14 protein-coding genes are annotated in these 12,534 nt (G+C 73.1%); 7 read left to right on the top strand and 7 right to left on the bottom strand.

Features of this window, described 5'->3' with window-relative positions:
* Positions 1 to 2: 2 nt before the first annotated feature.
* A complete protein-coding gene (gene def / locus DEJ46_RS34295) occupies positions 3 to 563 on the bottom strand; it encodes a peptide deformylase (RefSeq protein ID WP_150272596.1) in 561 nt (186 codons plus the stop codon).
* A 125-nt stretch (positions 564 to 688) separates the two neighbouring features.
* On the opposite strand from def, the gene DEJ46_RS34290 reads away from it, so the two are divergent.
* From DEJ46_RS34290 to DEJ46_RS34270, 5 genes are all read left to right on the top strand, one after another.
* Complete coding sequence (locus DEJ46_RS34290; protein WP_150272594.1) at positions 689 to 1,936, top strand: Mur ligase family protein; 1,248 nt, start codon at positions 689 to 691, stop codon at positions 1,934 to 1,936.
* A 19-nt stretch (positions 1,937 to 1,955) separates the two neighbouring features.
* Positions 1,956 to 2,684, top strand: coding sequence for a type 1 glutamine amidotransferase (locus tag DEJ46_RS34285; RefSeq protein WP_150272592.1), 729 nt, complete (start codon positions 1,956 to 1,958; stop codon positions 2,682 to 2,684).
* Positions 2,685 to 2,830: 146 nt separating this feature from the next.
* Positions 2,831 to 3,856, top strand: coding sequence for a 6-phosphofructokinase (locus DEJ46_RS34280; protein WP_150272590.1), 1,026 nt, complete (start codon positions 2,831 to 2,833; stop codon positions 3,854 to 3,856).
* A gap of 102 nt (positions 3,857 to 3,958) precedes the next feature.
* Positions 3,959 to 4,906 carry a cytochrome c oxidase assembly protein gene (locus DEJ46_RS34275; RefSeq protein ID WP_150272588.1) on the top strand — a complete coding sequence of 316 codons (948 nt, stop codon included), beginning with the start codon at positions 3,959 to 3,961 and terminating at the stop codon, positions 4,904 to 4,906.
* 121 nt (positions 4,907 to 5,027) lie between these two features.
* Complete coding sequence (locus tag DEJ46_RS34270; RefSeq protein WP_150272587.1) at positions 5,028 to 5,252, top strand: hypothetical protein; 225 nt, start codon at positions 5,028 to 5,030, stop codon at positions 5,250 to 5,252.
* A 42-nt stretch (positions 5,253 to 5,294) separates the two neighbouring features.
* On the opposite strand, the gene DEJ46_RS34265 is transcribed toward DEJ46_RS34270, so the two are convergent.
* On the bottom strand, positions 5,295 to 6,341 hold the full coding sequence (locus tag DEJ46_RS34265; protein ID WP_150272585.1) for a DUF3048 domain-containing protein: 1,047 nt from the start codon (positions 6,339 to 6,341) through the stop codon (positions 5,295 to 5,297).
* 78 nt (positions 6,342 to 6,419) lie between these two features.
* Between DEJ46_RS34265 and DEJ46_RS34260 the strand changes: the two genes are divergently transcribed.
* Complete coding sequence (locus tag DEJ46_RS34260; RefSeq protein ID WP_223835323.1) at positions 6,420 to 7,193, top strand: lysophospholipid acyltransferase family protein; 774 nt, start codon at positions 6,420 to 6,422, stop codon at positions 7,191 to 7,193.
* 10 nt (positions 7,194 to 7,203) lie between these two features.
* Positions 7,204 to 8,238 (top strand): NAD-dependent epimerase/dehydratase family protein, encoded by a 1,035-nt coding sequence (locus DEJ46_RS34255; protein ID WP_150272581.1) that lies wholly within the window; start codon positions 7,204 to 7,206, stop codon positions 8,236 to 8,238.
* Positions 8,239 to 8,283: 45 nt separating this feature from the next.
* On the opposite strand, the gene DEJ46_RS34250 is transcribed toward DEJ46_RS34255, so the two are convergent.
* From DEJ46_RS34250 to DEJ46_RS34230, 5 genes are read right to left on the bottom strand one after another with little or no spacing between them, the layout of a single operon-like run.
* Positions 8,284 to 9,027 (bottom strand): urease accessory protein UreD, encoded by a 744-nt coding sequence (locus tag DEJ46_RS34250; RefSeq protein WP_150272579.1) that lies wholly within the window; start codon positions 9,025 to 9,027, stop codon positions 8,284 to 8,286.
* Positions 9,024 to 9,719 (bottom strand): urease accessory protein UreG, encoded by a 696-nt coding sequence (gene ureG, locus DEJ46_RS34245; RefSeq protein WP_150272577.1) that lies wholly within the window; start codon positions 9,717 to 9,719, stop codon positions 9,024 to 9,026. Before ureG ends, DEJ46_RS34250 begins: the two co-directional genes overlap by 4 nt.
* Positions 9,720 to 9,738: 19 nt before the next feature.
* A complete protein-coding gene (locus DEJ46_RS34240) occupies positions 9,739 to 10,401 on the bottom strand; it encodes an urease accessory protein UreF (RefSeq protein ID WP_150272575.1) in 663 nt (220 codons plus the stop codon).
* 13 nt (positions 10,402 to 10,414) lie between these two features.
* On the bottom strand, positions 10,415 to 12,136 hold the full coding sequence (locus tag DEJ46_RS34235) for an urease subunit alpha (RefSeq protein WP_150272573.1): 1,722 nt from the start codon (positions 12,134 to 12,136) through the stop codon (positions 10,415 to 10,417).
* Positions 12,129 to 12,524 carry an urease subunit beta gene (locus DEJ46_RS34230; RefSeq protein ID WP_223835322.1) on the bottom strand — a complete coding sequence of 132 codons (396 nt, stop codon included), beginning with the start codon at positions 12,522 to 12,524 and terminating at the stop codon, positions 12,129 to 12,131. Before DEJ46_RS34230 ends, DEJ46_RS34235 begins: the two co-directional genes overlap by 8 nt.
* Positions 12,525 to 12,534: the final 10 nt, after the last annotated feature.

Raw genomic sequence — 12,534 nt, 5'->3', positions numbered from 1 at the left:
GCTCAGCCCTCCAGCACGGACGCGTCGCCGCCCCACGGCTGCTTGCGGATCGTCCGCAGCAGACGTGACTTACGCCACCCCGTCACATGGTCGGCGTAGACCCCGCCCTCCAGGTGGTCCGTCTCGTGCTGGAGGCAGCGGGCGAAGAAGCCCGTGCCCTCGATCCGTACCGGAGTACCGTCCAGCCGGACGCCCTCCACCACGGCGCGGTCGAAACGCGGCGTCGGCGCCTCCAGTCCCGGCAGCGAGAGACAGCCCTCCGGGCCCCGGATCACGTCGCCGTCCGCCTCCACCAGCGTCGGATTCACCACATGGCCCAGGTGGCGCGTGTCCTCGTCGTCAGGGCAGTCGTAGACGAAGACCCGCAGGCCCACGCCGACCTGGTTGGCCGCCAGTCCCACGCCGTTCGCCGCGTACATCGTCGCGAACATGTCCTCGACGAGCCGGGCCAGTTCGGGGCCGAAGTCGGTGACGGGCTCACAGGGCGTGTGCAGTACGGGGTCGCCGAGCAGAGTCATCTCTCGCACGAGGCCGGAACTGCCGGGGATGGGGCGGTTTCGCATGGCCGTAAGGGTACGGTCCGCCGTGACCAGGCTGTTTCGCGCGGCCTCGCACGGTGCCGCTGTTCGGGCTGCTGGCCTGATCTCGATAGGCTGAGCCCGGACCGACGCAAGGAGGAACAGGAACGATGTCAGGACACCCCGGTAATCCAGAGCCGCTGTCGCCGCGTGCCAAGCTGGCCGTGACGGCGGGCAGGGCCGCGGCCGCGGTGTCGCGGGCGGCGGGGCGCGGCAGCGGATCGGTGATCGGCGGCAAGGTCGCTCTCAAGCTCGACCCGGACCTCCTCGGCCGGCTCGCGCAGCATCTGGACGTCGTCCTGGTGTCGGCGACCAACGGCAAGACGACGACGACCCGGCTGATCGCGGAGGCCCTGCGAGCCGCCGGCCCCGTGGTCTCGAACGCCCTCGGCGCCAACATGCCCGCGGGCATCACCTCGGCGCTGGCCGGCGGCTCGGACTCCAAGTACGGCGTCATCGAGGTCGACGAGAAGTACCTCGCCGGCGTCGCCCGTGACACCACGCCCAAGGTCATCGCGCTGCTCAACCTCTCGCGCGACCAGCTCGACCGCGCCGCCGAGACCCGCATGCTCGCCGAGAAGTGGCGCGAGGGCCTCAACGGCACGAAGGCCGTCGTCGTCGCCAACGCCGACGACCCGCTCATCGTGTGGGCCGCCTCCTCCTCCCCCAACGTCGTGTGGGTGGCCGCCGGCCAGGAGTGGAAGGACGACGCCTGGTCGTGCCCCGCCTGCGGCGGTGTGATGCAGCGTCCGGGCGACGACTGGTTCTGCGGCGAGTGCGGCTTCCGCCGTCCCGCGCCGAGCTGGGCGCTCAACGGCGACCACGTGCTCGACCCCCACGGTTCGGCCTGGCCGATCCGGCTCCAGCTGCCCGGCCGCGCCAACAAGGCGAACGCCGCCACCTCGGCCGCCGTCGCCGCCGTCTTCGGCGTGCCGCCGCAGGTCGCCCTGGAGCGCATGTACCAGGTGCAGGCCGTCGCGGGACGCTACGACGTCGTCTCGTTCCAGGGCCGCGACCTGCGACTCCTGCTCGCGAAGAACCCGGCCGGCTGGCTGGAGACGTTCTCCCTGATCGACGCGCCGCCCACGCCGGTGATCCTCTCCGTCAACGCCCGCGGCGCCGACGGCACGGACACCTCCTGGCTGTGGGACGTGGACTACGGGCGGCTCGCGGGCCACCCGATCATGGTCATCGGCGACCGCCGGCTCGACCTGGCGGTCCGCCTGGAGGTCGCGGGCGTGGACTTCCGCGTCTGCGAGACGCTCGACGAGGCCGTCACGATGGCCCCGCCCGGGCAGATCGAGCTGATCGCCAACTACACCGCCTTCCAGGACGTCCGCCGCCGCGTCGGCAACTGACCCGTAGAGGACATGCAGCATGACTGACAGCAGCCTGCGCCTGGTCTGGGTCTACCCGGACCTGCTCAGCACCTACGGCGACCAGGGCAACGTCCTCGTCGTCGAGCGCCGCGCCCGCCAGCGCGGCCTGAACGTCGAGCGCGTCGACGTCCGCAGCGACCAGCCGGTGCCGACCTCGGGCGACATCTATCTGATCGGCGGCGGCGAGGACCGGCCGCAGCGGCTCGCGGCCGAGCGGCTGCGCCGCGACGGCGGGCTCAGCCGGGCCGCGTCCAACGGCGCGATCATCTTCTCTGTCTGCGCCGGCTACCAGATCCTGGGCCACGAGTTCATCAACGACCTCGGCGAGCGCGAGACCGGCCTCGGTCTGATCGACGTGATCTCGACCCGCGGCGAGGGCGCCCGGTGCGTCGGCGACGTCCTCGCGGACATCGACCCGCGCCTCGGCCTGCCCCAGCTGACCGGGTTCGAGAACCACCAGGGCATCACGCACCTCGGCCCGACGGCCCGGCCGTTCGCCCGGACCGTCTTCGGCAACGGCAACGGCACCGGCGACGGCACCGAGGGCGCGTACAACGACACCGTCTTCGGTACGTACATGCACGGCCCCGTCATGGCCCGGAACCCGCAGATCGCGGACCTGCTCCTGAAGCTGGCCCTCGATGTGAACGCGCTGCCGCCCACCGACGACCGGTGGTACGAGGCGCTGCGCGCCGAGCGCATCGCGGCTGCCACGCAGCCCGCCTGACGCGCCCTCACAGGCTCGTACGAAACGACGATGTCCACTGTGCGGACATCCGTTTCGGCCCCGCCACCCAGCACCGATAGGGTGGCGGGGATCCAGCCGGACGACGTGGTCCGGGAGTCGGCCCACGTTGCAAAGGTTTTTGGGCTATGCGCATTGGTGTGCTCACCTCCGGCGGAGACTGCCCCGGTCTGAATGCCGTCATCCGTTCCGTCGTGCACCGCGCCGTCGTCGACCACGGTGACGAGGTCATCGGCTTCCACGACGGGTGGAAGGGCCTGCTGGAGTGCGACTACCGCAAGCTCGACCTCGACGCGGTGGGCGGCATACTCGCCCGCGGCGGCACCATCCTCGGCTCCTCCCGGGTCCAGCCCGCGCACCTGGTCGGCGGCGTCGAGACCGCCCGCGGCCACGTCGCGGACCTGGGCCTCGACGCCATCATCCCGATCGGCGGCGAGGGCACCCTGAAGGCGGCCAACCTCCTCTCCGAGGCGGGCCTGCCGATCGTCGGGGTCCCCAAGACCATCGACAACGACATCGCCTCCACCGACGTCACCTTCGGCTTCGACACGGCCGTCACCGTCGCCACCGAGGCGCTCGACCGGCTGAAGACGACCGCCGAGTCGCACCAGCGGGTCCTCGTCGTCGAGGTCATGGGCCGCCACACCGGGTGGATCGCGCTGCACTCCGGCATGGCCGCCGGCGCGCACGCGGTCGTCGTCCCCGAGCGCCCCTTCGACATCGACGAGCTGACCGCCCGCGTCGGCGAGCGGTTCGAGGCCGGCAAGCGGTTCGCGATCGTGGTCGTCGCCGAGGGCGCGAAGCCGCGCGAGGGCTCGATGGACTTCAAGTCCGCCGGGAAGGACATCTACGGCCACGAGCGGTTCACCGGCATAGCGAACCAGCTCTCCGTCGAGCTCGAGCGGCGCCTCGGCAAGGAGGCCCGCCCGGTCATCCTCGGCCACGTCCAGCGCGGCGGCACCCCGACCGCGTACGACCGCGTCCTCGCCACCCGCTTCGGCTGGCACGCGGTGGAGGCGGCGCACCGCGGCGAGTTCGGCATGCTGACCGCGCTGCGCGGCACGGACATCGTGATGGTCCCGCTGGCGCAGGCCGTCGAGTCCCTCAAGACGGTCCCCGAGGACCGCTACAGCGAGGCCGAGTGCGTGCTCTGACGCCGCCATGAGCCCAGAACCGCCCCCGGTCGCGATCGCGGCCGGGGGCGGTTCTAGTCTGGTGCGGACAACAAGCGCGAATCGGGCTCCAGGAGTACTCAGATGGATCACAGCGGACACGGCATGACCATGGATCTGCCGCCGTTCACGCTGGCGCGGGGCCTGGAGTTCTCCCCCGACCTCTTCTTCCTCGTCGGCTGCATCGCGGGGCTCGGGCTCTACGGCTGGGGTGTGGCGCGGCTGCGGCGGCGCGGTGACGCGTGGCCCGTGAGCCGGACGGTGTTCTTCACCGTCGGTGTCCTGTCCGTCGCCCTGGTGATGTGCACCAAGCTCAACGACTACGGCATGGTCATGTTCAGCGTGCACATGGTGCAGCACATGGTGATCTCCATGCTGTCGCCGATCCTCCTGCTCCTCGGCGCACCGGTGACGCTGGCGCTGCGGGCACTGCCGGTGGCGGACCGGGGTTCGACGGGGCCGCGCGAGCTGCTCCTGAAGCTGCTGCACAGCCGGTACGTCAAGGTGATCACGCACCCCGGCTTCACGATCCCGATGTTCATCGCGAGCCTGTACGCGCTGTACTTCACGCCGCTCTTCGACTTCCTGATGGGCTCCAAGCCCGGGCACATCGGGATGATGGTGCACTTCCTGATGGTCGGCGTGGTCTTCTTCTGGCCGATCATGGGCGTGGACCCGGGCCCGCACCGGCCGGGTTACGTGATGCGGATGCTGGAGCTGTTCGCGGGCATGCCGTTCCACGCCTTCTTCGGCATCGCGCTGATGATGGCGAGCGAGCCGATGGTCGGGACGTACCAGAGCCCGCCCGCCTCGCTGGGGATCGACGCCCTCACCGACCAGAACGCGGCGGGCGGCATCGCCTGGGCGTTCAGCGAGATCCCGTCCGTGCTGGTGCTGATCGCGCTGGTCTACCAGTGGTACCACTCCGAGCAGCGGCAGGCGGTCCGCATGGACCGGGCCGCCGACCGGAACGGGGACAAGGAGCTGGAGGCGTACAACGCGTACCTGGCCTCGCTCCGGGCCAGGAGCTGAGACGAGGCCCGCTTCCGGCCCCGGCGCACGCGGGGGCGTCCAGGGAGTAGCGCGCGCCCCCCTTCCGGGGTCACGATGGGGACGACGACTTCCGCGGCCCCGGTCGGGAGGAGGCGGATCGATGTCCGGTCCCACGAAGACGATGGCGGCGCTCACCGGCGCGGCACTGGTCCTGACGACGACGTACACGGTGGCGCTCGGCAGCAGCGGATGGCTGTGGTTCGGCCTGATGGTGCTGGTGGTCGCCACGATCGGCATGGCGGCGGCGGACAGCTCGACGCCCGATTCTCCTCGCCGGCGCCCACGGGGCCGGCCCGGCCGACCGGGCACGACGACACAGCCCTGACCCGTCCTCGCTGCCCTGCCCGCAGACGCTGCCCCGCCCCCGCTAACCGCGCGGGGCGAGGACGACCCAGGTCTGACCCGGGGCGAAGGCGAGGGGCTTCCCGTCCGGGGTGGTGAAGGTGGTGCCCGCTTCGGGCGTGGGCCGGGACCAGCGGGCCTCGTACGAGCGGCCGTCGCGCAGCACGAGCGCGCTGCCGCTGCCCGTGGTCTCGGTGTACGGGGAGACCGAGCCGAACTTGTCCCGGAAGTCGGACGGGCGGATGGTGACGCGCTGGACGACGACCGTCTCGGGGGTGAGCGGTCCGGTGTCCGTGGCGCGGGCCTCGCGGCCGTCCATCGCGACCCGCCAGGCGCGGTCCGCGGCGGACCACGTGAAGGTGTAGCGGGCTGCCGGGAAGCGGACGGACGACGTGTCGACCGGGGTGCCGCCGGGCGGCGCGGACCCGAAGCGGAAGCCGATGTCCTGGGCGTTCTCCGCCGACGGATCGGTGGCGAGGGCGCGTTCCGGGCGGACGTAGAGGTTGTGCGGGGCGGCCCGGTCAGGGGAGCGCCGGAAGGCCCCGGGGGCGGTGGACTCGGTGACGAGGTGCAGCGGCGCGGCGTTCAGCAGGGGGTTCAGGGCGCTCTGCGCGCCGGAGTAGGCGAGCACCGGCCGGCCGTAGGGCGCGAGGAGCGATATGTCGGACTCCCGGGCGCTGCGGACGGGTCCGGTGAGCTCAGGGAGCCGGGAGGAGTACACGGCGAGGAGCCGGGTCACGCCGCCCTCGACCTGCTCGACGTAGACGAGGTCGGCGGCGCCGAGACCGGTGTGGGGGCGGGCCGCTTGCACGTTGTCGATCTTCACGGCGACGACGGGGGCGGGCCGCGCGGGGAGTCCGGTGAGCGGTGACCGGCCGGCGGGCGCGGGGGCCGTCGTGGGGGACGCCGGGGCGGTCGTGCCGGGGGGCGTCGTGGCCGGTGAGGGCGTCGGTGTGGGGCTGGGCTCCCGGGGGCCGGGGTCGGAGCAGCCGTACAGACCGGCCGCCGTCACCGCGCAGAGCACCGCGGTGAGGACACGGCCGGGACGTCTCGTTCCGTGCTGTCCCGTCATCGTGACGCTCCCCCACCAGTGGACCACGGGCCCGCGCGCCGATACAACGGGCATGACGACGACGAACGGGGGTCGCGGGTGTTCTACCACCTGATGAAGCACGTACTGCTGGGTCCGCTGCTCAGGCTGCTCTTCCGGCCGCGGATCGAGGGGCTGGAGCACGTCCCGGAGGAGGGCGCGGCGATCGTCGCGGGCAATCACCTCTCCTTCTCCGACCACTTCCTGATGCCGGCCGTGCTCGACCGGCGGATCACCTTCCTCGCCAAACAGGAGTACTTCACGGGGCCCGGCATCAAGGGGCGGCTCACGGCCGCGTTCTTCCGGGCCGCCGGTCAGATCCCGGTGGACCGGTCGGGGAAGGAGGCCGGGCAGGCGGCGATCCGCGAGGGGCTCGGCGTCCTGGGCAGGGGCGAGCTGCTCGGGATCTATCCCGAGGGGACGCGCTCCCACGACGGGCGGCTCTACAAGGGCAAGGCCGGGGTGGCGGTGATGGCCCTGACCGCCGGGGTGCCGGTGGTGCCGTGCGCCATGGTCGGCACGTTCGAGATCCAGCCGCCCGGAAAGGTCGTGCCGCGGATCCGCCGGGTCACGATCCGCTTCGGGGCGCCGCTGGACTTCTCCCGCTTCGCGGGGTCCGCGGACGAGCGGGCGGTGGTCCGCGCGGTCACCGACGAGATCATGTACGAGATCCTGCGGCTGTCCGGGCAGGAGTACGTGGACGAGTACGCGGCCGTGGTGAAGGCGGCGGAGGCGGGGACGGACGTGCCCGCGCGAAGGTTCCGCCGCCGGGAACGCCGAGGGCGGATCCGCGCACGGCGCAATCGCTTGGGGCGCCGGTCCCGCCGCCCGTAGCGTCGCGATCATGACCAAGGGAAACGCGTTCGTACTGGGCGGGTCGGGACAGGTGGGGCGGGCGGCCGTGCGGGCCCTCGTCTCGGACGGCTGGGAGGTGACGGCCGCCTCGCGGGGCGGCGCGCGCGACGAGAGGTGGCCGGACGAGGTCCGGACGGTGCGGCTCGACCGGACCGAGGAAGGGGCGCTCTCGGCGGGGCTCGGCGACGGCTGCGACGTGCTCGTCGACATCGTCGCGTACGGCGGCGGGCACGGACGGCAGCTGACCGGGCTCGCCGACCGGATCGGCTCGGCGGTGGTGGTGTCGAGCGGCGCCGTCTACGAGGACGAGGAGGGCCGCAGCTTCGACACCCAGGACCGGCCCGACGGTTTCCCCGCCTTCCCGGTGCCCGTCCCCGAGGAGTGGCGGACCGTCGCGCCGGGCGACACCACGTACAGCAGGCGGAAGATCGCCCTGGAGCGGGAGCTGCTGGCGGCGGGCGACGCGCTGCCGACGACGCTGCTGCGCGCGGGCGCGATCCACGGGCCCTTCTGCCCGGGCCCGCGCGAGCTGTGGTTCGTCAAGCGGGCGCTCGACGGGCGGCCGGTGCGCGTCCTCGCGTACGGCGGCGCCTCGCGGTTCCATCCGGCCCACGTGGACAACCTCGCCGAGCTCGTCCGGCTCGCGGCGGCGAAGCCGGGGAGCCGGGTGCTCAACGGCGCGGACCCCGAGGCGCCGACGGTGGCGGAGATCGGGGCGGCGATCGACGCGGTGCTGGGCGTGCGGAGTGAGCTGGTGCTGATGGAAGGGGAGCCGGCGGAGACCGTGGGGCTCACTCCGTGGACCGCGCCGCACCCGATCGTCTACGACATGACGGCGGCGGAGCGGGAGTTGGGATACCGGCCGGTCGTGTCGTACGCCGGGTCGCTCCCGGAGACGGTGGCGTGGCTGACCGCGCACCTGGCGGACCGGGACTGGCGTGAGGCCTTTCCCGGTCTCGCGAAGTACGGGGTGGACTTCTTCGACTACGCGGCGGAGGACGCCTGGCTGAAGACCCGGGGCTGACCGTGACCGGCCGGAGGGGCGGCCCCCTGACGACCGCCCCTCGCGTCAGTGCGGGGCGAGTTCGGCCAGGGCCGTGTCGAGGAGGCGGCGGAGCGCGAGGGCGTCGGGGGCGACGGCGGTGACGAGGGCCGCGGGGCCGGCGAGCGGGGCGATCACGGCCCCTTCGTCGAGAAGCCTCGACTCCCTGGGCTTGTCGGCGAAGTCGGGGTCCACCACGAGGAGTTGACCGGTGGCCCGGTGGCCGCCGAGGACCGCGCCGCCGTCCCAGCCGCCGGGGGCCCCGGGGCCGTACGCCAGTTCCTGGTCGAGCAGGGGCCGTCCGGCGCGGCGGACGGTGAGGCGGGTGACGAGGGTGCCGGGCGCTTCGCCGTGCCGGCCGAGGACCTGCTCCTCGCGGAGGACGAGCCGGGCCGTGGCGGCGAGCTCGACGGTGGTGCGCATCCGCAGGTGGGAGCCGTGGGCGGAGACGAGCTGCTCGGGCAGCCAGTGGAGGACGCTGGCCTCCCCCACCGCGATCCGGACGTCGTACGTGGCGGGCTCGGCGCTCCGGCCCGGCAGGGCGAGGGTGGCGGCGGCGGAGTCGACCAGGAGCCGGGCCCCGTCCCGTACCTCCGTCTCGATCGCGAGCCGGTCGCCGCCGAGCGGGGCGCTCATCGCCCCGACGACGGTGACCCGGGTCCAGCCGGCGGCGGCCCTGGTGCGGCGCAGGGCGAGGGGACCGTCGCTCTCCAGGAGCGGCAGCCGGCCGTCGGCGGCGGCGGCGATCCGTGCGGTGGCGCGCAGGCTCACGCGGCCGGCGCCCCGGCCGCGGTCCACGCGTCGAGCCGGCCGCGGACCCAGTCGGCGACGGGCCCGACGCCGTTCTCGGCGCGCAGGGAGGTGAAGGCGACGGGCAGCTCGCCGCGCTGCGCCTTCGCGTCACGGGCCATGCGCTCCAGGTCGGAGCCGACGTGCGGGGCGAGGTCGGTCTTGTTGACGACGAGCAGGTCGGCGGTGGTGACCCCCGGTCCGCCCTTGCGCGGGATGTCGTCGCCGCCGGCCACGTCGATGACGAAGATCTGGGCGTCGACGAGCCCCTTGGAGAAGGTGGCGGTGAGGTTGTCGCCGCCGGACTCGACCAGGATGAGGTCGAGGGGGCCGACGGCCTCCTCCAGTTCCTCGACGGCTTCGAGGTTGGCGGAGATGTCGTCGCGGATCGCGGTGTGCGGGCAGGCGCCGGTCTCCACGGCCTGGATGCGCTCGGGCGGCAGGACGGCGTTGCGGAGGAGGAACTCGGCGTCCTCGCGGGTGTAGATGTCGTTGGTGACGACGGCGATCGAGAGGGTGTCCCGCAGGACCCGGCAGAGGGCGGCGACGGTGGCGGTCTTCCCGGAACCGACCGGTCCGCCGAGTCCGACGCGCAGGGCGCGGCGGGTGCCGTCGGGGCGGTGGGCGTCGGCGGAGACCGCTCCGTGGTGGGTGTGGCCGTGGTCGAGGTGCATGGCTCTCCTGTCGGAGTGGTTACGAGGCGAAGAGGCGGACGGGCCAGGCCGCGTGCTGTTCGGCGGTGAGGTCGAGCAGCGGCGCGGAGGCGGCCGGCAGGGCTTCGACGCCCTGGCGGGCGGCGGCCGCCGCGCGGTCGGCGATGTCGTCCATCTCGGGTGCGAGGCGGGCGAGGACGGCGGTCGCCCGGTACGGGTCGAGGCTGAGGAGGCGTACGGCGGCGGTGGCGGGGCCGCCGACCGTCTCGTACGCGACACAGTGGGCGGCGTCCTCCGGGCCGAGTCCCGCGGCCCGGGCGGTGGCGCCGAGGACGACGGGCTGATGGGCACCCCGCGGGAAGGCCGCCGCGAGCGCGTCGAGTTCGGGGCTTGGCCAGGTGGCGCGGGCGGCCCGCATCAGCTGGCGGCCGAGCCTGCGGGCGGCGGCGCGCAGGGCGGGTGAGGGCGTGCGGGCGTCGGCGGCCGCGTCGAGCTCGTACGGGTCGAGTCCGTTCGCGGCGGCGGCGGCCAGGCCCGCGGAAGTGAGGCCGGTGGTGTGGAGCCGGCCGCGGCAGAAGGCCTCCAGGTCGTCGGCGTCCTTGATCCGGCCGGCCCTGACCGCCGCCTCGGCGCCGCCGGAGTGGGCGTGCCCGCCGGCGGGGAACCGTCCGTCGGCGAGCACGAGGAGTGCGGAGCGTGTCATCGTGTCCGCACCCTCAGAAGAGGAAGTAGCGCTGGGCCATGGGGAGTTCGATGGCCGGTGCGGGTTCGACCGCCTCTCCGTCGATGGTCACCGAGAAGGTGTCGGCGTCGACCTCGACCCGGGGCAGGGCGTCGTTCTCCCGCATGTCGGCCTTGGTGACCCGCCGGGTGTCCCCGATCGCGGTGAACTCCTTGTGCAGGCCCAGCTTCCGGGGCAGGTCGTCCTCGATCGCCGCCCGGGCCGTGAAATTGACGGAACCGGCCGCGGCCGCCCGGCCGAGCGCGCCGAACATGGGGCGGGGCATGACCGGTTGCGGGGTCGGGATGGAGGCGTTGGCGTCGCCCATCTGCGCGTACGCGATCTGGCCGCCCTTGACGACGGTGAGCGGCTTCACGCCGAAGAAGGCGGGGTCCCAGAGCACGAGGTCGGCGAGTTTGCCGGTCTCGACGGAGCCGATGAGGTGGTCCATGCCCTGGGCGACGGCCGGGTTGATCGTGTACTTGGCGACATAGCGACGGGCCCGGTGGTTGTCGGCCCGGCCGTCGCCGGGCAGCGCGCCGCGCCGCTTCTTCATGACGTGGGCGGTCTGCCAGGTCCGCATGATCACCTCGCCGATCCGGCCCATGGCCTGGGAGTCGGAGGAGATGATCGAGATGGCGCCCAGGTCGTGGAGGACGTCCTCGGCGGCGATGGTGGAGGGCCGGATGCGGGACTCGGCGAAGGCGAGGTCCTCGGGGACGGCGGGGTTGAGGTGGTGGCAGACCATCAGCATGTCGAGGTGTTCCTCGATGGTGTTGACGGTGTGCGGGCGGGTCGGGTTGGTCGAGCTGGGCAGGATGTACGGCTCGGAGACGACCGTGATGATGTCGGGAGCGTGCCCTCCGCCGGCGCCCTCCGTGTGGTACGCGTGGACGGTGCGGCCCGCGATGGCGGCGAGGGTGTCGCCGACGAAGCCCGCTTCGTTCAGGGTGTCCGTGTGGATGGCGAGTTGGGCGCCGGTCTCCTCGCAGACGCCGAGGCAGGCGTCGATGACCGCCGGGGTGGCGCCCCAGTCCTCGTGGATCTTGAATCCGAGCGCTCCGCCGCGGAGTTGGGAGTGCATGGCCTCCCGGGACATGGTGTTGCCCTTGCCGAGCAGGCCGATGTTGACGGGGAAGGTGTCCAGGGCCTCGAACATCCGGGCAAGGTGCCACGGGCCCGGTGTGACGGTGGTCGCCTTGGTGCCCTCGGCGGGTCCCGTGCCGCCGCCGACGAGCGTGGTGACGCCGGTGGCGAGCGCCTGCTCGACGACGGTCGGGGAGATGAAGTGGACGTGGGCGTCGACGGCGCCGGCGGTGACGATCTTGCCGTTGCCGACGATGATCTCGGTCTCGGGGCCGATCACGAGGTCGGGGTGGACGCCGTCCATGGTGTCGGGGTTGCCGGCCTTGCCGATGCCGGTGATCCGGCCGTCGCGGATGCCGATGTCGGCCTTGACGATGCCCCAGTGGTCGATGATCACGGCTCCGGTGATCACGGTGTCGGGGGCGCCCTCGGCGCGGGTGGTGCGGGCCTGGCCCATGGACTCGCGGACGACCTTGCCGCCGCCGAAGACCGCTTCCTCGCCGGCGCGGCCGGGGCCGCCGCAGCGGTCCTCCTCGATCTCGACGAGGAGGTCGGTGTCGGCGAGCCGGATGCGGTCGCCGGTCGTGGGGCCGAAGAGGTCGGCGTAGACGGCGCGCTGCAGGTCAGGCACGGGGGGCTCCGTTCGGGCCGGCGGCCGCGGCGAGCTCGGCATCGGCGACGGGGGCGGCTTCGGCGGTGCGGGCGGCTTCGGCGTCGAGGGGACCCGCGGTCTCGCCGCGCAGGCCCGGGACGATCCGGCGGCCCGCGATCGGGACGAACTCGACCTCGACGGGGATGCCGGGTTCAAAGCGGACGGCGGTCCCGGCGGCGATGTGGAGGCGCTGTCCGCGCGCGGCGGCGCGGTCGAACTCCAGGCCCGGGTTGACCTCGGCGAAGTGGTAGTGGGAGCCGACCTGGACGGGCCGGTCGGCGGCGTTGAGCACGGTCACGCGGGTGACGGGGCGCCCCTCGTTGAGGGCGACCGGGTCCTGCGCGTACAGGATCTCTCCGGGGATCATCGGCGTCCCC

It is taken from the genome of Streptomyces venezuelae (assembly GCF_008642375.1).
Classification (GTDB): Bacteria; Actinomycetota; Actinomycetes; order Streptomycetales; family Streptomycetaceae; genus Streptomyces; species Streptomyces venezuelae_G.
Note: the sequence above shows the minus strand (reverse complement) of the source record. Positions and strands in the feature narration are given on the sequence as shown.

Coding starts and splice junctions, on each gene's coding strand:
- def (WP_150272596.1), bottom strand. CDS start 563: ATGCGAAACCGCCCCATCCCCGGCAGTTCCGGCCTCGTGCGAGAGATG.
- DEJ46_RS34290 (WP_150272594.1), top strand. CDS start 689: ATGTCAGGACACCCCGGTAATCCAGAGCCGCTGTCGCCGCGTGCCAAG.
- DEJ46_RS34285 (WP_150272592.1), top strand. CDS start 1,956: ATGACTGACAGCAGCCTGCGCCTGGTCTGGGTCTACCCGGACCTGCTC.
- DEJ46_RS34280 (WP_150272590.1), top strand. CDS start 2,831: ATGCGCATTGGTGTGCTCACCTCCGGCGGAGACTGCCCCGGTCTGAAT.
- DEJ46_RS34275 (WP_150272588.1), top strand. CDS start 3,959: ATGGATCACAGCGGACACGGCATGACCATGGATCTGCCGCCGTTCACG.
- DEJ46_RS34270 (WP_150272587.1), top strand. CDS start 5,028: ATGTCCGGTCCCACGAAGACGATGGCGGCGCTCACCGGCGCGGCACTG.
- DEJ46_RS34265 (WP_150272585.1), bottom strand. CDS start 6,341: ATGACGGGACAGCACGGAACGAGACGTCCCGGCCGTGTCCTCACCGCG.
- DEJ46_RS34255 (WP_150272581.1), top strand. CDS start 7,204: ATGACCAAGGGAAACGCGTTCGTACTGGGCGGGTCGGGACAGGTGGGG.
- ureG (WP_150272577.1), bottom strand. CDS start 9,719: ATGCACCTCGACCACGGCCACACCCACCACGGAGCGGTCTCCGCCGAC.
- DEJ46_RS34240 (WP_150272575.1), bottom strand. CDS start 10,401: ATGACACGCTCCGCACTCCTCGTGCTCGCCGACGGACGGTTCCCCGCC.
- DEJ46_RS34230 (WP_223835322.1), bottom strand. CDS start 12,524: ATGATCCCCGGAGAGATCCTGTACGCGCAGGACCCGGTCGCCCTCAAC.